Annotated in this window: 13 protein-coding genes and 1 tRNA gene; 4 read left to right on the plus strand and 10 right to left on the minus strand. The window is 51.3% G+C overall.

Annotation, left to right across the window (positions count from 1 at the left end; all coding sequences use genetic code 11):
- Positions 1 to 384: transposase (locus CSQ88_RS23650; RefSeq protein ID WP_143449455.1), on the minus strand; the 384-nt coding region annotated here is incomplete at its 3' end.
- A gap of 197 nt (positions 385 to 581) precedes the next feature.
- Here CSQ88_RS23650 and ppa point away from each other — a divergent pair.
- The gene (gene ppa / locus CSQ88_RS09400; protein WP_099397856.1) at positions 582 to 1,109 is read left to right on the plus strand and encodes an inorganic diphosphatase; all 528 of its coding nucleotides are present in this window, start codon (positions 582 to 584) and stop codon (positions 1,107 to 1,109) included.
- 502 nt (positions 1,110 to 1,611) lie between these two features.
- On the opposite strand, the gene fghA is transcribed toward ppa, so the two are convergent.
- Together fghA and CSQ88_RS09410 are read right to left on the minus strand one after the other, a co-directional pair.
- Positions 1,612 to 2,445, minus strand: coding sequence for an S-formylglutathione hydrolase (gene fghA / locus CSQ88_RS09405; RefSeq protein WP_180273615.1), 834 nt, complete (start codon positions 2,443 to 2,445; stop codon positions 1,612 to 1,614).
- A 223-nt stretch (positions 2,446 to 2,668) separates the two neighbouring features.
- Positions 2,669 to 3,781, minus strand: a complete 1,113-nt coding sequence (locus tag CSQ88_RS09410; protein WP_218963056.1) for an S-(hydroxymethyl)glutathione dehydrogenase/class III alcohol dehydrogenase — start codon at positions 3,779 to 3,781, stop codon at positions 2,669 to 2,671.
- Between the two features lie 540 nt (positions 3,782 to 4,321).
- Here CSQ88_RS09410 and CSQ88_RS09415 point away from each other — a divergent pair.
- Entirely contained in the window at positions 4,322 to 5,191 is an 870-nt protein-coding gene (locus CSQ88_RS09415; protein WP_099397859.1) for a LysR family transcriptional regulator, read from the plus strand.
- Between the two features lie 524 nt (positions 5,192 to 5,715).
- On the opposite strand, the gene CSQ88_RS09420 is transcribed toward CSQ88_RS09415, so the two are convergent.
- Positions 5,716 to 6,072, minus strand: coding sequence for a translation initiation factor Sui1 (locus CSQ88_RS09420; protein WP_099397860.1), 357 nt, complete (start codon positions 6,070 to 6,072; stop codon positions 5,716 to 5,718).
- A gap of 210 nt (positions 6,073 to 6,282) precedes the next feature.
- Between CSQ88_RS09420 and CSQ88_RS09425 the strand changes: the two genes are divergently transcribed.
- Positions 6,283 to 6,368: transfer RNA gene (locus CSQ88_RS09425), tRNA-Tyr, on the plus strand.
- 201 nt (positions 6,369 to 6,569) lie between these two features.
- Here CSQ88_RS09425 and CSQ88_RS09430 read toward each other — a convergent pair.
- Positions 6,570 to 7,370, minus strand: coding sequence for an energy transducer TonB (locus tag CSQ88_RS09430; protein ID WP_180273611.1), 801 nt, complete (start codon positions 7,368 to 7,370; stop codon positions 6,570 to 6,572).
- A 169-nt stretch (positions 7,371 to 7,539) separates the two neighbouring features.
- Here CSQ88_RS09430 and CSQ88_RS09435 point away from each other — a divergent pair, with 169 nt between their 5' ends.
- Positions 7,540 to 8,814 (plus strand): ferric reductase-like transmembrane domain-containing protein, encoded by a 1,275-nt coding sequence (locus CSQ88_RS09435; RefSeq protein ID WP_099397862.1) that lies wholly within the window; start codon positions 7,540 to 7,542, stop codon positions 8,812 to 8,814.
- 253 nt (positions 8,815 to 9,067) lie between these two features.
- On the opposite strand, the gene CSQ88_RS09440 is transcribed toward CSQ88_RS09435, so the two are convergent.
- From CSQ88_RS09440 to CSQ88_RS09460, 5 genes are all read right to left on the minus strand, one after another.
- Positions 9,068 to 9,649, minus strand: a complete 582-nt coding sequence (locus tag CSQ88_RS09440) for a DUF1294 domain-containing protein (protein WP_099397863.1) — start codon at positions 9,647 to 9,649, stop codon at positions 9,068 to 9,070.
- A gap of 130 nt (positions 9,650 to 9,779) precedes the next feature.
- Complete coding sequence (locus CSQ88_RS09445; RefSeq protein ID WP_218963051.1) at positions 9,780 to 13,469, minus strand: SIR2 family protein; 3,690 nt, start codon at positions 13,467 to 13,469, stop codon at positions 9,780 to 9,782.
- A gap of 218 nt (positions 13,470 to 13,687) precedes the next feature.
- Positions 13,688 to 14,710: a nuclease-related domain-containing protein gene (locus CSQ88_RS23150; protein ID WP_218963052.1), complete on the minus strand. Its 1,023-nt coding sequence runs from the start codon at positions 14,708 to 14,710 to the stop codon at positions 13,688 to 13,690.
- A gap of 218 nt (positions 14,711 to 14,928) precedes the next feature.
- Complete coding sequence (locus CSQ88_RS09455; protein WP_099397865.1) at positions 14,929 to 18,894, minus strand: Pls/PosA family non-ribosomal peptide synthetase; 3,966 nt, start codon at positions 18,892 to 18,894, stop codon at positions 14,929 to 14,931.
- 145 nt (positions 18,895 to 19,039) lie between these two features.
- The gene (locus CSQ88_RS09460; RefSeq protein WP_099397866.1) at positions 19,040 to 19,705 is read right to left on the minus strand and encodes a DNA alkylation repair protein; all 666 of its coding nucleotides are present in this window, start codon (positions 19,703 to 19,705) and stop codon (positions 19,040 to 19,042) included.
- Between the last annotated feature and the right edge of the window lie 643 nt (positions 19,706 to 20,348).

Raw genomic sequence — 20,348 nt, forward strand, 5'->3', positions numbered from 1 at the left:
TGCATCCATCAGCTTATGTTTGAGCAACCACGCGGCTTTCCAGCTAATTCCCAGTTGTCGCCGCAATGCCAAGGCAGCAATATTGGTCTTGGATTGAGTCACCAAGTAAATCGCCAAAAACCATTTATTGAGAGGCAATTGACTTTGATGCATCATGGTGCCCGCAGTCAGCGTAGTTTGATGTTTGCAAGCACGGCAGCACCATAAACGAGTTTTGCTACGCAAGAACTCAGTGGCTACAGCATGTTGGCACACGGGGCAGCGAAACCCTTGTGGCCAACGTGCTTGGAACAATGCAGCTTCACATTGAGCTTGCGTGCTGTACTGCTGCAAAAAATCAGTCAGCGACAGCCCCTTTTGCATCTGGATTGGGTTGATTGCCATGACGACCACTCCACAAAAGAACGTTCGTTCACCTTAGGCCTTTTAAGTGGTTTGAGCAAGGAGATTGAGCAAGAGACATAATCAGGAAAACTTTTGCCCAGGATAAGGCACGCAAAATACCTGCAAGCAAAGGTGCATGCACCCGCTGCAAGCCTTATAATTGCCGCCGTTCTCAATTGAAACTATGGAATCATCCAATGGACATCAGCAAAATTGCCGCAGGCAAAGATTTACCAAACGATTTCAATGTCATTATCGAAATCCCTGCTAACGCACCCCCAATCAAATACGAATTCGACAAAGCATCGGGCGCGATTATCGTCGATCGTTTTGTTGGCACATCGATGTCCTACCCAATGAACTACGGCTTTGTGCCGCACACACTGTCCATGGATGGCGATCCTGTGGATGTGCTGGTTCACACTCCATTTCCATTGCTGCCAGGTATGGTCATCAAATGCCGCGCAATCGGCGTATTGGGCATGGAAGACGAAGCAGGTATGGACGCAAAAGTCATTGCCGTACCGGTAGAAAAAGTTTGTGCCATGTATGCCCACATCCAAAAGCTGGAAGACCTGCCAGAACTGCTCTTAGCCCAAGTTAAACACTACTTCGAGCACTATAAAGACCTAGAAAAAGGCAAATGGGTGAAGATTACTGGTTGGGGCGACAAAGCCGCAGCCCACGCAGAGATCATGGAAAGCTACGATCGCGCGCAGAAGTAATTAATCTACGGCAGGAAAGTTCTGCCGCCAGATACGCAAGATAAAACGCGGGTTTCACCCGCCCGATAAGATGATTGATCTTAAAGGGTGAGTGAGGCCCGCGTTTTTTATTGCGTTTTGAGGTTGCAAAACCAAAATCCTGGACCACAGAGAACATGGAGTTTCACGGAGAAAATCAGGAGATGAATTAAGCTATTTTCTTTGGATTTTAGGCATTATCAAATTGACTAATCTGGGCCTCAATCACGGCTAGTTGCACGGGGCTTAAATCTCCCCTGAATCACGCCGAAGCGAGGAACAAGCGGGGCGGGGTTTCGGCGAGGATGTTTGAGCGAGCGAAGCGAGTGAGTCCCGCAGCCGCCGACTCGATTGTCCGCAGTGAGGGGCCTTCGTGCTGTTCGGGGCGGCCTTCTTTGCTTACTTTCTTGGCCGTTCAAGAAAGTGAGTCCCTCGCGGGGGACTCCCGCACCTAAACCAACGTGCCGAAGGCGCTAAAAATGAATCACGCCCCCAAATGATCCGCATGAAAACGCAAATGCGCTTCAATAAAGCTGGCGATAAAGTAATAGCTGTGGTCGTAGCCGGGCTGGATATTTAAGGTAAACGGCCACTGTTTGGCCAGAGCAATTTTCTCTAAAGCCTCCGGCTGCAATTGCTGTGGCATAAAACTATCCTGATCGCCTTGATCAATCAGCAGCGGCAGCATCTGTGTGGCGTGCTGCATTAAGTGGCAGCTGTCATAAGCCAGCCATTTGCTTCTGTCATCGCCAAGGTATTCGCTAAACACCGTTTCGCCCCAAGGCACCTGGGCGGGGTTCACAATCGGCGCAAAAGCAGAGGCGGATCGATAGGCTTGCGGGTTTTTCAAAGCAATCATCAAAGCGCCATGCCCACCCATCGAATGCCCGCTGATGGACTTGCGGTTAGTTACTGGGAAATGCGCCTCAATTAATGCGGGCAATTCGCTGACGATGTAATCGTACATCTGGTAATGCTGCCGCCAGGGTGCCTCGGTGGCATTCACATAAAAGCCTGCCCCCTGCCCCATATCATAGCGCCCCGCATCAGCAACTTCACTGCCCCGCGGGCTGGTATCGGGCATCACCAGCGCCATGCCCAGCTCTGCGGCCACGCGCTGAGCACCTGCTTTGGTGGCAAAGTTTTCATCATTGCAGGTGAGGCCAGAAAGCCAGTAAAGCACCGGCACCTTGCCCCCCTGCGCCGTTTGCGGCGGCAAATACACCGCAAAGCTCATCTCGCACGAAGTGCTACTGGCCTGATGCTTATAGCGCTTATGCCAGCCACCAAAGCTGCGGTTACTGCTGATCAGTTCCAGAGACATAACCATCCTTTCAATTAAATGAAAACCCAAACCTTAAAACACAGAGATAAGGAGGACGCGGAGATACACGGAGAAAACCCATAAACCTTGCCATGCCACTACTTACGCAACTTACAGCTAAACCTGAAAACCTAGCTTTCGATTTTCTCCGTGAAACTCCGTGTTCTCTGGGACCTCCGTGTTTCAAGCCTTGGGTTTCCTCAGCCATGGCTAAAAATTAAAAATGGATCACCGAGCGGATTGATTTGCCTTCATGCATTAAATCAAACGCAATATTGATGTCTTCCAAAGGCATGGTGTGGGTGATGAAATCAGACAGAGCAAACTCGCCTTTCATATAGCGATCCACAAACCCAGGCAGCTCGCTGCGGCCACGCACACCGCCAAAGGCCGAACCGCGCCATACGCGGCCAGTAACCAGCTGAAATGGCCGGGTCGCAATTTCGGCACCTGCTTCTGCCACGCCAATAATCACCGATTCGCCCCAGCCCTTATGGCAGCATTCCAAGGCGGAGCGCATCACATTCACATTGCCGATGCATTCAAAGGAGAAATCTACCCCGCCATCGGTCATTTCGACGATCACATCCTGAATTGGCTTTTCAAAGTCTTTAGGATTGATCACATCGGTTGCACCTAGCTGCTTGGCGAGCCCAAACTTGCTGGTATTGATATCGATACCAATAATCCGGCTGGCCCCAGCCATACGTGCGCCAATCACCGCCGACAGACCAATACCGCCCAGGCCAAAAATCGCCACGGTGTCGCCGGCTTTTACCTTGGCGGTATTCATTACCGCGCCCATGCCAGTCGTTACACCACAGCCCAGCAGGCAGACTTCTTCTAAAGGCGCTTCTTTATTGATTTTTGCCAGCGAGATTTCTGGCAGCACGGTGTATTCAGAGAATGTAGACGTGCCCATATAGTGATAAATCGGCTGGCCGTCTTTATAAAAACGCGTGGTGCCATCGGGCATTAAACCCTTACCCTGTGTGGCGCGGATTTTCTGGCATAGATTGGTTTTACCCGAGGTACAGAATTTGCATTCGCCGCATTCCGGGGTGTAAAGCGGAATCACATGATCGCCAATCGCAACGCTGGTCACACCCTCGCCAATCGCCTCTACCACGCCTGCGCCCTCATGCCCCAGCACCACAGGGAAAACCCCTTCCGAATCCTTGCCCGATAAAGTGTAAGCATCGGTATGGCAAACCCCGCTGGCCACAATACGCACTAACACCTCGCCCTTTTGCGGCGGCATTAGATCAAGCTCTTCAATCACTAAAGGCTGATTAGGGCCCCAGGCTACGGCTGCGCGTGTTTTAAGCATCTTCATGGCGAATCCTTGTGTTTAATTGCAGCCATTTTAAGCGTTACCTAATTAAAGATAATTAGCCTAATAAGAAAGATATTGTTACTGGTGTGTAATAATTAATACGCGGGAGAACCCCATCAAACGGAAAAAACCCAAATCTTGAACCACGGAGGACACAGAGAACACGGAGTTTCACGGAGAAAAATAGGTTTTGAATTACGATATTTAAATAGGTTTTAAATGTTTTCAAACCCAGCGAACTAACTTTTTATCGCGACTCGTGACATGGGGCTTAAATCCCCCCCTTGAAGCACGCCGAAGCGAGGAATAAGTGGCTCGGGGTTTCGGAAAAGGGGTAGCGGGCTTGCTCCCGAGCAGCCTTTTTCGCCGAGCCGATTATCCGCAGTGCAGGGGCCTTCGTGTTATTGGTGTTGTGGCTTGGCTTCGTTTCTTGGCCGCGCAAGAAAGGAAGGTCCAGCGGGACGCCCGCACCTAAATCAATGTGCCGCAGGCACTAAAAAGAGTTTTTAGACTTTAGTTAAATGAGAAAAAACAATGCAATGGCAAGGAATTGTTGAATTTATCAGCGTTGCTGAAACACAAAGCTTTACGCTGGCAGCGCAAAAGCTGGAGATGTCGGTAGCGCAGGTTAGCCGCCAGGTCAGCGCGCTGGAGCAGCGCCTTGCCGCGCGCTTATTGCACCGCACCACACGCAAAGTCAGCCTTACCGAGCAAGGCCAGCTCTATTATCAATACTGCCGCCCGCTGCTCGATGGCCTGCACGAGGCCGAGCTGGCGCTGCTGCAAACGCAAGATAAGCCGGTTGGTAAATTACGCATCACCGCGCCGGTTTATTACGGCGAAACCGTGGTGGCCCCCATCCTGCACCAATACCTGATCGACTTTCCCCAGCTCAATGCGGAATTACTGCTGGATAACCGCAAGGCCGATCTGGTGGCCGATCATATCGACCTGGCGATCCGGCTGGGGCCGATGGATGAATCGTCCCTGATGGTGACGCAGCTAGGCAGCCGTATTCACCATGTTTGCGCCTCACCGCAGTATTTAGATCAATACGGCACGCCGCATACATTGGCCGAGTTAAAGCAGCACCAGTGCTTGATTGGCGCGGTAAATATGTGGCGATTTAAGGAAGGCACGCAGCACCGCGAAATATCGGTCAGCGGGCGTTTGCGCTGTAATAGCGGCAGCAGCCTGGTGCAGGCGGCGCTAAAAGGCCTAGGGCTGGTGCAATTGCCGGATTATTACGTTGATGCCTATTTGCAAAGTGGCCAGCTGATCAGCGTACTCGAACCCTTTGCCCTCACAGACGGCATCTGGGCCATCGCGCCCCGCAGCCGCTTTATCCCCCCCAAAGTCGGCCGCTTTATTGAATACTTGCAAGCGGCTTTATTGGCGGAATAAAAAAAACGGTAAAACCCAAACCTTGAACCACGGAGGGCACAGAGAACACGGAGTTTCACGGAGAAAATCAGGCTTCAAATTAAGTCAACTCAGTGATCCCGCCCGACTTGTGCGAGACTTGTACAGGCATTCGTAGCGCGGTTGAAACTCCATATTTGCTTTTGCATCAACAAACAACGAAATAATGTAATAACCACGATCTTGGCATAGGGCTTTATAGCCCCCTTGAAACACGCCGTAGCGAGGAACAAGCGGGGCGGGATTTCTTTGATCCTGTTTGAGCGAAGCGAGTCGCGCAGCCGCCGCCTCGATTGTCCGCAGTGAGGGGATTTCGTGCTGGTCGGGGCGGCCTTCTTTGGCTTCGTTTCTTGGCCGTTCAAGAAAGGAAGGCCCCCGCGGTGGCTACCGCTCCAAAACTCATGTGCCGCAGGCACTAAAAAGGTCTTTTTGCTTAGTGGCTATGCCGCTTCATAGTAAAAGCGTAAGGGAAGCAAAACCAACACCTCAAGCGAACAACATGACCCCTAGCCCCCCGCCCGCTTCACCACCCAGCCCTTAGGCTTTAAGAATTCCAGCACCACATCGCAATGGTCCCCTTGCACCTCGATCACACCGTCTTTCACTGTGCCACCTGATCCGCAGCGGGTACGCAGCTGCTTGGCCAGCACGGCCAGCTCATCATCATCCAGCGGCACGCCTTTGATCAGCGTTACACCTTTACCCTTGCGGCCCTTGGTTTCCCTGGAAACGCGCACCACGCCATCACCGGCCGGGCGTGGCTGTTTTTTGCATATGCAGGCGTCTTTTGGCTGGCTGCAGCCCGGGCACATCGTGCCGTGTTCGGTGGAATAAACAAGACCACCTAAAGCTTTTTTCATCATGATATTTTTAGGGTAGAAAACCAGACAGCGGCAGTCTAGCAGCCTGCAGTACTTTCGTGTTCATTGCGCGGTAAGAGGCCAACAAGCAATGCAAACGCATCGAAACCACGCAGGCCCGCTATTTCTGACTGATTTATGAATAAAAAATGACTAATTTATAGTAAGGGTGTTGACACACGGCCAGAGGGGCCGTATTATTCGGGCCTCTGTGGGGGGGTTACCCCAGCGGTCAACGGGTCCGGACTGTAAATCCGGCGGCTAAGCCTTCGAAGGTTCGAATCCTTCCCCCCCCACCAGAAACCAAAATCAACAGGCGATCAGCCTGTTTTTTTTCGTCTGTACATTTCAGAATGTGACCATTGCATACAGGCACAGCGCCACTCCTAGCGCGGATGCTTACCCCATAGGCGAAGCAAATTAATTTTGCATTAGCAAACAACGAAAAACGTGATTACCTAAAAAGATCTTTTTGAATTTAGTTGGCATCAAGCCCCCACTCAAGACCTTCCCCACACCGCCCTTTCATTAATAAACTGATAGTAGCGCAGCAGCATAATCTGGCCGCGCTTATCCAGAAGTGGCACAGGCACGGGGCCGAAGGTGGCGGAGCGTCTTACGATTTGCAGGGCCGCTGCATCCAGAGCAGGGTTACCCGATGATTGCTCTAAAGTCAGCGATGCAATATTGCCATCACCATTGAGCACCAGCCTGAACTGCAAAGTGCCGAACATTGAGCGCCCGTATTCATCTTTAGGGAAGTTCATTTGCCCGATGCGCTCTACCTTCTTGCGAATTTGCGGCTCCCAGATATTAAACAACGCCTGGGTATCCACACTTTGCTGCGCGCGGGTTGCGCCATTTTCCTGCTGATCTTCTTCTCTTGGCTTTAAATCTGCGTAACGAGTAATCAGCTCAGCAGGCTTACTACCCGGCTTGCCACTGAGCGCGTCCCCCAAATCAATCTCCACTTCCTTACCTGGCACAGCTTTGGCAGCAACCTGGCTGGCCGGGCGTGCAGGCACGGAGTAATCTTTTTTCACCACTACTTTAGGCTTCGCTTTCGTCATAACCGGCGGCGGAGTAGGAACAGGCGTGGGTTCGGGCGTGGGCTTTGGGGCCGGAGCAGGTTTAGGCTGCAATTGCAGCTGAATTTCCTGGCTGCCCGCTTGATGCGGCAATACCTTTGGCTCGGCGGCAGGCAGCAGCAAAAATAAAAGATGCACAAGGATAGAAGCCGCTAAGCCGTACCACAGCCAGGACGAATGTCTTTGAGAATCGTGTGATACGGCAATATTCATAGCGCTCGGATAGAAAACTGTGCGAGGCATTCTACATAAGGCACAGCATGTATGGCAGTAAACTTATTTCATTCTTCAGCCAGCGCGCCATTAATACCCAAGCGCCTTAAGTTTCAATTCATATTCATAGCGCCCAATATGGTCATTCATTCAAAGACGAATACGCCCTATGAAACCCTTACCGATACTCTTACTGATCAGTACCCTGCTCTACAGCCTGTGCAGCTACTTTCAAAACGGCATTCCTGCCAGCTATTGGGATTGGCGGCATGAATTAGTGCTGCTCAGCGGCGTGCAGCTGATGACGGTGATGTCTGCCGCCATGCTGCTGGCCACCCGCCCTGCCTGGCTGGAAAAACCCCTGCGCGGGCTGGATAAAATGTATGGCCTGCATAAGCAGCTGGGCATCGCGGCTGGCATTTTGCTGGCATCGCACTGGCTGATTAAATTATCCCCCAAGCTGGTTATGGCGATGGAATGGGCGGCCCCGCGCATCAAACGCAGTGGCGGCATTAAAGACCCGCTGGTTTCTTTTGCCAAAGATGTGGGCGAATGGGCTGCATGGGCCGTGCTGGCGATGGTGATTTTGGCGCTGCTGCGCGCCGTGCCTTACCGCTTTTGGCGCAAAGTGCATAAGCTATTTGCACCGCTGTTTTTAATGGGCGCGTTTCACGGCCTGATTCTTATGCCACGCAGCATGTGGCTGACGCCTGTGGGCGCACTGATGGCGGCGCTGCTGATAAGCGGATCAATCTGCGCGGTGTATTCACTGCTCGGCAAAATCTGCAAAAGCCGCCAGATCAATGGCCACATCAGCCAGATCACCCCACTACCCGCCAATCAGCTAGAAGTAATTTGCCAGATGAACAGCAACTGGCCCGGCCACCAGGCAGGCCAGTTTGCCCTGGTCAGCTTTAATCCAGACGAAGGCGCACACCCCTACACCATCGCCTCGGCCCCGCGCCAAAATGGCGAGCTGCGCTTTATTATTAAAGCGCTGGGCGATTACACCCGCACCCTGGCCCAGGATTTAAAAGTGGGCGGCACAGTAACAACAGAAGGCCCTTACGGCTGCTTTGATGGCGGGGCCAACAGCCCCCGCCAGGCATGGATAGCAGGCGGCATCGGCGTAACGCCCTTTTTAGCCTGGCTGGAAAGCCCGGATTTTAAAGGCCAGCAAATCGACTTTTACTACTGCGTAAAAAGCGCCAAAGATGCCGCCCGCCTGGAAGAAATCCAGGCCGCCTGCCTGGCCAAAAACCTGCGCCTGCACCTGATAGAAAGCGACGCCGGCCAGCGCCTGAATATCGCCGAAATCCAGGCAGAAACACTCGACGATATCTGGTACTGCGGCCCGCAAAGCCTGGGCAAAGCCATCAGCCAGCACCTGGCCCAAATGAGCAAACCACCGCGCTTTCACCACGAAGCATTTGCCATGCGCTAAAGATACGGCTTGAAACACCCTGGCTTTTGCCTCTCGCCTATCCCTTAGTAAAAGGGGATTAAGGCCATTGCCATTCACTTTAGTGATCTTGACTTTAGCCTCCCCCTTAGTAAAAAGGGAATTGAGGGGGATTTGCTTTTGAATCAGCTTTCGCCCTTTTATCAAAAGAGGCAGTGCCAAATCCCCGAGTGCTTTTGTCGGCGACCCGGCTATACCGGCAGGCACACAAACCGCTCCTCTTACGCACCGCCGCTCAACGCCAGCGCAGCAAAACCCACACCAAAGCCGCGCAATTCACCAGCACCGTGGCCCAAAAAACCAGCAAAAACGCAGTCTTCTTAGATTTATGCCTGAGCACCCGCTGCGCCAGCAAAGCCCCCGGCCAGCCACCCAACAGCGCCAGCAAATGCAAAGTACGCTCCTCTGTACGCCAGCGATCATTCCTGGCGGCAGATTTATCCAGTGCGTAGGCAATAAAAGTAACAATGCTCACAGCCAAATAGCCGCCTGCAATCCACCACGGCAAACGCCCCATAAAACACGCGGAAGTAATTAATCCACTAAATACCAGCATCAAAAACACAGAGCCAGGGCCGGGGCCAGATTCAGCCGCAGCCACCCTGCGCTGCCCAACAAAACAAACCTGCTCCGCCCGAAACCGCCCCTTGTTATCCTGCACCTGCACATAAGTAATCAAATCACCCTCTGCCGGTCGCCGGATGCGATTTTCAAACGCCTTAATATGCAAAAAAGCCCGCTCCCCGCCACCGTTTTGAACTACAAAACCAAAGCCCTGATCATCCTTCCAACTGGTGATTTTTCCTTGAAAGCGCATATAAATGCTCGTTTAGATACTTTTTAAAAAGGTAGGAATTTTAAAAAAACGAATATTAAATTTGGCTGGCAAGCGCCAGCAATACGTATTGCTGACGCTGAGAGCACGAACTTCAACAATCAAGACACATCTAACTTCGTTCAACCAAATCGATAAGGCGCAAATAACGAGAATCTGAACTCAGCTCAGGTTTGACATCTACAATATATGCAAGCGCCTCCTTTAACTCGTATGGCAAACGTGGAAGGACAGGAGGTATCACTCTGTTCAACAAATCAAGCGTCGTATCAGGGAATAGGACGGCAATCGGCTTTTGATCATCACCCTTATCTATCAACTGATAAAGGGGCAAGTCAAAGATATCTACTGCTGCCAAGAACTTTTTTACCGCCTCATAAACAGCAGGAAAATTATCTCCTGCGTCATCCAAGAGGCCAAACCACGCACTCATCGATGCAGTAGTCAGGGATCGACGCTCTTTCGGCCAGTCCCCATTAATTAAGGGGATCACGTGTTGTTCCCAACCGTTATCGCTCATCCTCCCAATGTGACCTAACCATGAAATGAGGCTGTTCCGATTGTCATCAGACATCGCTCGAAGGACCGAGCGCATTTCGCCTCCTGAAAGACCGCTTGGCTCATTAGGATGAAATACCCGCATCTTGCCTAGCCATTCTGCAGCCACCCTCGAGAGATCGCGATCCCACGAAAACCCTTCGACCCACGAAAATAGACGAAGCAGGAGCGGTTTGATAGCCACTATCAGCAGTGGCTCCGTCAATTTACCGCTATGAAGAAACCCATTCCATGCTGGTTCCGCATCTGGATGTTCAAAATCCAACATTGGAATGAGACGTTCCTTGGTCCAAGCGGGATCAACAGACATGAGCCAATTCATCTGGCTGCTTGCTATCGATACAGCATGATCTGAGCCCTCACCGGGTGCCAAAAATAGGCGTTCGACACGAGACTTGATGTGATCAGGGATCACTGACCCTGCCTCCTTCATCTGTCTGGGTACTACATGAAAAAGGGCATTCATGCACATGCCGATGGGGCCGTTGATCGCATAATCAACGGTGCGCCGCGACCGTTGAATGAGATTTCCAGTACGTCTGATTTCGCCAAGAGCGCTCTTTGCGGCATCTTCACCACAGCTCAAGATGCCATCAATGATGTGATCGTAGACAGCCCAGCCAAGGCCATCATCAAACTCAAGAACAGTAACCAAGTTTTGCTCGAGCCATCGCCCTAAGGTATGGCACAGTTCAGCAGTAACCGATTGAGGAAGCCGCGCAATTCTGTGCAGAAATACCCGCCTTAATCTAGGCGATATATCTGATGGAAGGTCATTAATCATGGATGACCACAATGGGCTTGAGTAGTTGCCCCCCTTACCTGCAACAGTCAGAGCTGATAATGCCTTATGCGGTTTGCGTTTCACCAATCCAGCAAAAGGCCGCTTCTCTGTGAAACTGCCAAAAACCGGTGTGTGCTCTTCCGTTGCTCTGGAAACTATTTGGTTAACAGGAAGACTCAAAATGACATCAGGGTTTTCATCTGTACTGATACAACCGCTTCGCGAGCCCCAGTTGATCACCACCGATGTCGCCCAACCGTCGTTCCATCCCGAAATGCCCTTTATCATTTCAACAAGCCATTCACTACCATCAACTGCCAGATCACACCCCTGTAGTTCGAGATAGCGGCCATATCTGGCAGCGAACTCATCCCGCAACCTTGGAAACTCTTCATCAGACCAGTTGGGGCGCTGATCGGGGCCTGTCAAAATGCGATCAGTCAGTTTATTTCGGCCAACCTCAGAGAATTGCCCCCATCGATCAGCCAGTAGGAAAAGAAGCTCTCGAACTACATACCTATCCCAGAAAGTCTCCTGATTAAGGGACAAAACCTGTTCAACAACATGGTCAGCATCAAAGACATCAACGTTGCTAAACGCATACAGCTTGAGCTTCCGAAAAAAGAACTGGTCTGTCACGGGCCAAGTCGTTACGTGTGCATGCGCCAACTTTGGCAGTGTGGCGGCCAGTCGATCAAAAAGTTGGACGAACCAAGGCAGAGCCTTAGCTGTTTTCTCAATGTATTCTCTTCCGTCCACCTCGCGCCCCGGATATAAGGTCGGTGTACGGAAGTAAACAGTCCCAATATCCCCAAGTAAGCCTGAGGCGACCATTAGTTGGTCCTCTAGGATGCCCAATATCTGAGGTAACAGATCGTCAGGGATATGTAAATCTTCCCTATACCGCTCAAGGAATACAACATCAAACTGCCCTAGACTGTTGAAAAAAACTTTATCCCAAGGCAAGCACGGTGGTCTGGACTGCTCCAAGCCAAGTGGTGCATTAATCTCTAATCGCGGAATCGAGACCCTCCGGAATTCTCGTAAAACGCCAGCGGTCCATCCCTCTACCTTGATGCGTTTCTTCAAAGCAGACCAGTCGTCTATCCTCTGACGATTGCGAGGGTTTCGATGGTGTTCAAGAATGAGATTCCAAATGTACCGAGCTCGCTCGCTGAGTGTCTCCGAATTTGCAACTTGCCATTCGATCGCTTGCAGTAGTTGCGGATGAAGTCTGCTCTGCTGAATCGCCCACCAAGCCAACACCGGGCTATCAAGAGACTTACTAATCCAGGTTATAAGATGCCAGAGCCTTTTTGGAATTGTTTCGAAGCCCCCAGCAACCCGATGAAAACTATTCGGGTTATCGTCTTTGTCACCCCAGATAAGGAGATTATGATTGCCAATGCCATGCTTACGTCCATCCTCAATAGTGCCCCCCAAATCGTCATCCAGCCCATATGCGGATTGGGGATCGAAGATTTCTGCATCAGCACAATAGCCACTACTCAACGAGGCTGAACGAATATTCGCATCCATTACGCACACCCATTCTGGATGAGGAACCGGATCAGCCTCCGAGAATAATTTAGCCCCCTGCACGGTGCGAAGGACGTGAGCAACTTGCCCACGTTCATAAGGGGCCAGATCCTTAGGGTCCTGCTGGCTCTTCGCTATTATGGATGCACGCCACTTGCGGTGATCGTCAGCCCGATCTGCCCAAGCCTCCATGCTCTTCCATAGTTCAGGGAAAGCAGAAAAAGCGATGGCAGTAACACCTCGGTCACGCCACTTGGCTTCGATCTCCTCCGGAAGCCCGCGGTCAAAGGCATAGAGTCTAGACCGGTCATACTTGCCATCATGATTAAGACCCTCAAGAAGATATTTAACAGGGGGATCTTCTGCCTGATAGCCAAGTAAAACGACGGTATATCGTTCGAGAAGTTGCCTCATGAAATTGGTGGCCCATCCTTCCGAAAGGTAGGCACGCCCGAAGTCCGCACTACTTAATACGTATGGATGATTTTCAGAAGTAACATCAACCAGTCGCCCGTGTAAATACGTAATCCCTTCAATACTCGCTCCAAAGTTCAGATAAGGAAAGGCAGGCGGGACATGCCATTTTAGATGCTCTCCGTTCTCCCCTAACTCAAACAATCGATCAAAGTTCGTCGTAACAATCTGCGGCACGCCCCCATGACTCGAAGAGATCCGCTTAATCAAAGCGTGCTCATATCCCAAATCATTGGCACCTAGGGGAATACTCAATCTCTCTGTGACCAGAGCGTTAACTTCGTCTTTGCCATATTCAAGGTGAAGCAGGTTAAAGATTTGGTCGAGAGGGACATTTACTGCAGATGAACCGTTCAACCATGGCCGAAACGCGGTCATGATTTCTGAATCGGCTGACGGATCAAAGAATTCTATGACGCCCTGAGTCAGCTTGATAAAAGTTGGCATCCCTGATGGCAATGAAACCCCAGCGCCGCACAAAAAAACGACACGGCCTTCATCACATTTTTCTAGGAGACTATCAGGTATGGAAGGACCGTCAGAATGGAATCTCATAAGCTCAATTTACCAATGCTGTTCATATATCATTACCCAATTGATGAGCAACCCTATCAAGCAATAGTTCTACAAATACTTAATCATTAATATTCCGGAGCTAGATATCTCTATGAAATTAACCCCTCAGGCCAAATAAAATATGCCCCAAATCTAGGGCTGAATTTGGCCTCACCGCCGGCTATTTTCCCTTGCTCCGTCATTGTTGTTTTGCCATCCACAATTTCCACAAATCCTTTCTCAAGCAATTTATCAATTAATTCCTGAGTATTCTTAAGGCCAAGTTTTGCGGCTAATTTAGAGCTGGTGAGCTTGGTTGTTTCTTCTGCCGTAATAGCAACAGTCACGACTTGCGGTACGATCGCCTGCACTTCAGGCTTTTGAACGACGGGAACTTCAGCAGGCTCTTTGATGCCAAACTTTGCTTTGTAATCGGGCTTTAATGGGCAGTGCTGGCTTGCGAATAACCCGGCTATTTCCATTACCGTTTCTGGGCTTACTATTTTGGCCAGGCTGCCGAATACTTGCCCAATGCTGGCATTATCTGCATTTGTCTTAGTTACCCACTCCAGAATTTTCTCTGCTTTAATAATGTTTTGGGTATCAAATTTTTTAGGGCGGGTAATACGTTGTTTATTGCTGACCATGACCACACTGGTAAAGCTGGGCATTAAGGTAAGGCCAAGCCGTTTAGGTAGAGGCAGTGTTTTGCTAAGTGCTTTTAATACTTCGATATGTTTTTCATTTTGTGCCAGCGGGCTGGGGATGCCGATTGGCTTTTTGTTATACCAGGCCGTAAATTCACCCAGCTCATTGATTTGCAGATCTGCACTGAAATTTTTGGTCTCAATGACAAATACATCCAGCAAGCGGTTGATTAATAGATGATCAATTTGTGCTACCCGGCCATTGTGTTCAATGCGCAGGTCATGAATCACGGCCCATCTTTTTGCGTCTTTCAGATAAAAATTAATTTCATATTCGCTATTCTGCTCACCCTGCATGCCTTGCTTGAGCATATAAATTTCTTTGTTAATTAATTCGCGCTGATTAGCGCTTAGGTTTGCTTGGGTAAGCAGGCTATTAAGCTCTTCAAGCTGTGCTTGTTTTGAATCGGGGGATTTGAGGATCATTGCAGCCAAACATAGGTCAATACAGATATGTAAGCATAACGCAGTTTTTAAGCTGTAACACCATACAACACACAAGAATTAATCTTATTTTTAAAGTAAGTATTTTTACGTCTGAGCTTTGCTTTACTTAGACGAGCAGCCATAGGTGGAATAGCTGGGATTTATATAAAAAATGGCACTGCTTTTAAACAGTGCCATTTAGCTATTCAGTTAAACCATCAACTCCTGCACGTCCGCCAAGGCACGGCGGGGCTGCCGGTCCAGGCCTGGCCATCGGGGATGGTTTCGCCTTTGACTACCAGGGTCAGCGGGCCGAGGCGGGCGCCGTTGCCTACGATGGCGTCGTACAGGATGGTGCTGCGCGGGCCGACGTTTACGCCAGCGCCGATTTCTACCCGGCCGATTTTCATGATGCGGTCTTCAAACAAATGGGTTTGCGGGCCAGACCATGCGTGCAGCACGGTATCGTCGCCGATGCTGACACAATCGAATTCTGTGATATCGGTGGTATCCATAAATACCCCGCTGCCAATCTTACAACCCATACAGCGAAACGCCATGGGCAGCCACGGGGTGCCGCGTAAGAAGTTAAAGAAGTTGGGCACGGCGATGGATTCGTAAAGGCTGGTCAGTGCTTCGCTGCGCCATACAAAGGATGTCCACATGGGCGCTTCTTTACGGCGGTAGCTGCCAATCATCAGCCATTTCAGCGCCACAATAAAGATAAAGGAGCCCACGCCGTATAAAACACCGGCAATCATCAGCGCCCAGAATACGCCGTGAAAATCTTCCTGCTCGGCAAAGGGCATGACTTTTAATACGGTGAGATAGCCCACGGTAATGATCACCGCCAGCGGCATTACGGTGCGCAGCGCTTCAACTAAGCCACGGGCCAGGCGGCGTGCCGGACTGGGGCGGAAGGTCAGGCTATCGGCAAAGCCGCTGACTTGCTCGCGGGCTGGCAGTGATAATGCCGGGCTGCCCAGCCATGTCTGGCCGGATTGCATACGATCATTGGCCGGGGCGCGGGATTGCACACCGATCAATACATCGTCGGGGATGATGCTGCCATCGGGCACGTAAGCGCCATTGCCCACAAAGCTGCGATTACCTACCACGGTGGGGCGCAGCGTCATCCAGCCGCGATCAATTTCTTCGTCCCCCAGCATCACCGCATCGGCAATAAAGCTGTCTTCTCCTAGGGTGAGCAGATCGGGCACCACGCCAATGGCGTTGGATATCTCGGTGCCGCGCCCTACTTTTGCCCCCAGAAGGCGATACCACCAGCCTGCGTAAACCGATGCATAAAGGCCGTGCAGGATATTAAGGCTGGATTCCTGAATCTGATTTGTCAGCCAGCGGCGGTAATACATGGGGCCAAACACGGGCCAGCTACCTAGCGGATTACGCGGCAGCAGCAACCAGCGTACAGCGGCAGAGCCGATCAGTGTCAGCACAATCAGCACCGCACTGGCGGGCAACGCCAGCATCAGATAAAACATAAAGGCTTCGGGCAGCGCCACGCCTTGCTCGGTCAGATCAAACCAATGCGCATCCAGCCAGTCAATCAGCAAAAAGCTGGGGAAAACCGGCACAAAAAACAAGATGGCCACAAGCGCTGATCCACCCGCATAAGCCAGGCCATGCAAGCCGCGCAGGGATGAATTACGCACAGGCCGTGCGGGGGCTTCTGGCACGGTATCGGCGCTGCGCCTTGCGGGCGAGCCGCTCCACACCTCGGATGCGGCAATTTTTTGCCCTCGGGATAAAGCCGATAAGCCTTCTAAACGGCCTAAATCTGCGATATGGGTGTCTGATTGCAAAACGGCATAAGAGCCAATATAAGCATCCTTGCCGATAGTAATTGGCCCAACTTCCCAATGATCGCCATCGACTCTGAAGTTTTCAAAATTGACCGAAGCGCCAATGCTGGCCCCTTCACCAATGCTCAGCAGATCGTAAGCACGCACGCTGATTGCAGCAAGGGCAACATTGCTGCCGATTTTGGCCCCCAGGGCGCGTAAGTAAAGCGATTGCAAAGGCGAGCCAGTCAGAAAATACAGCGGCGTAATATCGATCAGCCGATCAGCCAGCCACCAGCGGAAATAGGTCAACCCATAGAGGCGATAGCGCCCTGCTTTTAGCCGGCCCAAAATCAGCCACTTACCGGCAATGGCAATGGCAAAGCTAAATAACAGGCTGCCTAAATACACCAGCACAGATACGCCCACCGCCACGCCTAAGCTATCGCCCTCTTCGCCGGTCATAAAGTGATAGGTAAAAAATGGCGCCAGCCAGAGCAACATGCGCAGGCCAATTAAAAATGGCAGGGTAGCCAGCTGGGCGCTGCCACAAATCAGCCTGCGTAAGAAAGGCACTTTACGAATTGGCTCAATTTCTGCTTGCTCTGGCTGCTGCTCTGCCAGCACATCCAGACGGCTAGCAATGGCTTGCAAGGTGCGGCTTTGGTAAATCTCTTGCACCGTCATCCCGGCATAAGCCGGATTGCGCCGCAATATAGACACTAATCGCGCGGCCAGTAAGGAATGCCCGCCAAGCTCGCCAAAGAAATCATCCACAAGACGCAGCGGCTGGCCGGGGAATAAGGTGATCAGCGCCGCAAACAGGGCTTTTTCTGCATCGCTGACGGGTTCATCGCTTTCCAGATTTTTACCCGCTGGAACGATCAGCTCGCGGGCTTTCAGGGTTTTTCTGTCGATTTTTCCTGAGGTCAGCCTGGGTAATTCGCTCATAAACTCAAAGCGGGCTGGAATCATATAGGCTGGCAAGCTGCGTTTCAGCTCATTTTTTAAAGCCGCCGCATCGCTGCTTTCTGCCACCACAAAAGCCACCAGCTGATCGATACCAGCCAGCTCGCGCAGCAAAACAGCCGCCGTGCCCACGCCTGCTATCTGGCAAAGCGAGGCTTCAATTTCGCCCAGCTCTACCCGAAAGCCGCGCACTTTTACCTGATCATCGGTACGGCCCAGGCATTGAACCTGGCCTGCTTCATCGATGCGCGCTAAATCACCAGTGCGGTATAAACGCCGCTCATGCGGGAATTCTTCGAGATTTGAAAAGGGATTATCAAAGAATTTTTCAGCGGTTAAATCAGGGCGGCCCAAATAGCCATCGGCCACACCGGGGCCAATAATGCACAGCTCGCCAGTTTCACCCTGCGGCAATAAGCGGCCATCTTCGCTGCGCACCAAAAGGCCATAATTAGGCAGTGGCTTACCAATGGTCACCGGCTCGCCACGGCGTAATTGGGCTAGGCTGGCCGATACCGTGCATTCGGTTGGGCCGTAAGTATTAAACACTTGCCGCTCTGGCGTAGCCCAGCGCTCTACCAGCGATTCCGGGCACATTTCGCCGCCCAGATTAATAATCCGTAAGCTGGGGACTTCCTGGCTGAACAGCGCCAGCAGCGTGGGTACAGCGTGCAGTACGGTCACTTTTTCCTGGTTTAATACCGCAGGCAAAGCATCCGGATCGCCCGTCAGTATTTTAGGGGCCAGCCACAGGGATGCACCCACCAAATAGCTGATCCAGATTTCTTCAAACGACATATCAAAGGCAACAGAGAAGCCCTGATACACCTTGTCATCCTGACGCACACCCAACACTGAGTTTTCGCTGCGCAAGAAATGGCAAATACTGCCCTGGCTGATCGGCACACCTTTGGGCTTGCCGGTTGATCCGGATGTGTAAATCACATAGGCCGGATGGCTAGGTAAGAGGCCTTGGCGGCGCAACAAATCGCCCGCAACGGGTGCAGACAATTGCGCGCTGTCCAATACCGGCACACCCGCGCCAGCCAGATCGCCATCGCCCACCAAGAGCACCGCCGCCGCATCTTCCAGGCAAACCTGCATGCGATCAACCGGCGTATCGGCCTCAAACGGCAGCCAGGCCGCGCCCGCCTTGGCAATTGCTGCCTGCATAATCAAGAGCGCAGCACCACGCGGCAGGCACAGGCCAACTATCTGCCCCGCTTTTACGCCAAACTGAATTAAATGATGCGCGGCCAGATCGGCACGACGGTTCAGCTCGCTATAGCTCAACACTTCATCCTGCCAATAAATGGCCGGATGATCTGGAATACGCTGTGCCGTGCTTTCCAGCAAATCAGCCAGCGTTTCTGCACGCAAAAGTTCAGGAAGATATGGGCCGCGAAGAATCATAAAAGTAGCTAGTGAGCGTCAACAGAAGACTGAATTCTAACCAGATATTGCCTCATTCATATTTTTATATTTCATACAATGACATTGGAATCAAAACATTAAGAAAGCTTGTTGATCCGCCCACGCCGTGGCCTTACAGCGCTGATCACAAATGCTTAGCCGCCTCTCTGCGGCTGAGTGGCGATAATTGATCGCCCATGCCCAGTAAAAACGCGCGAATAGCGGCAGGATCGTGCCAGGCGTACTCTCTGAGCGCCCAGCCTATGGCTTTCCTGATAAAAAACTCACCCTCGGGGGCTAGCTGCCTGGCGTAGTGTTGCAAGCGGATCAAATCAGTCTCGCCCTTCCAGCCCAGCTGATGCAGCATAGCAATGCGCCTGATCCAAAAATCCGGGTGAAGCAGCGCGGCATCCATCTGGCTTTGCTGGGTTTTATCTGCTTTTGCAATCGCGCCAATCACTTTCACCAAACCATCTACCGTATCCCACCAGGATTTCTGCTGAGCTAAGTTGAGCAATGCGGGGATATCTGCACCTGTTAAAACTTTGACATGCCTTGCCAGTAAATCCACGGCGATATATTGGTATTCGCGCTGCGGAAAATTCCACAGGCCTTGCGCCTCAGCAATTAAAAACTCGGCGCTGGCTGGCTTTAGCTCTTTAATTAAAGGCATCGTTACGGCACGCCGCGCGGGTGCAGCCACACCCAGAAATTCAAACTGATCACGCTGATAGGCGCGCATGGCGATTGCGGCAGCATCATTTGCAATGGCTTGCATGGCGCTGTGGATATGGTTTTGAAAGGAAGTCATTGAGCCTCTTTAATTATTTTTCAGGTCTGGTTTATTTACTTGTAAATCCCCCCTGGCCCCCCTTTTTCAAAGGGGGGAACAACATCATTCTGAACTATTGAAGTACATGCGCCAATTGAATCAATCTTTATCCCTCCTTAAAAAAATGGAAGAACTTGCACAGTTACTTACCTTAGGGTCTGTTGACGTTTCATTCACGGCTGCGTTGGCTGCAGTTTTGGGGCTGAACAAGGCAAAAATTGCGACATGGCACGAGTACCATTAGCGATTTTTAACGATGTGCAGCCCCAAAAATGCAGTCAACCCGAAGGGCTGAGCCGGAAAACGGCCATTCACTGCGTTATGCTCCTCGACAATAACCAGTTATTGCCTTCGTCGCATGCCTTGTGCTTGGCCGTTTTCCGGCTCAGCGCAATTGTGAATGAAACGTCAACAGACCCTAGGTTTTACCCCCCTTTGAAAAGGCTATGTCTGCGTTAAATGTTGAAATTTAGTTGAGTGGATACTTACGCTTTTAGGGGGTAAATTGAAAATTTTTTCTTAAAATTTTTAATTTAAAGCGTAATTGCCACTAAGCAAAAAACAAAAAGACCTTTTTAGTGCCTTCGGCACGTTGATTTTGGAGCGGTAGCCACCGCAGGGC

The sequence above is a fragment of the Iodobacter sp. BJB302 genome (assembly GCF_002735645.1).
Classification (GTDB): Bacteria; Pseudomonadota; Gammaproteobacteria; order Burkholderiales; family Chitinibacteraceae; genus Iodobacter.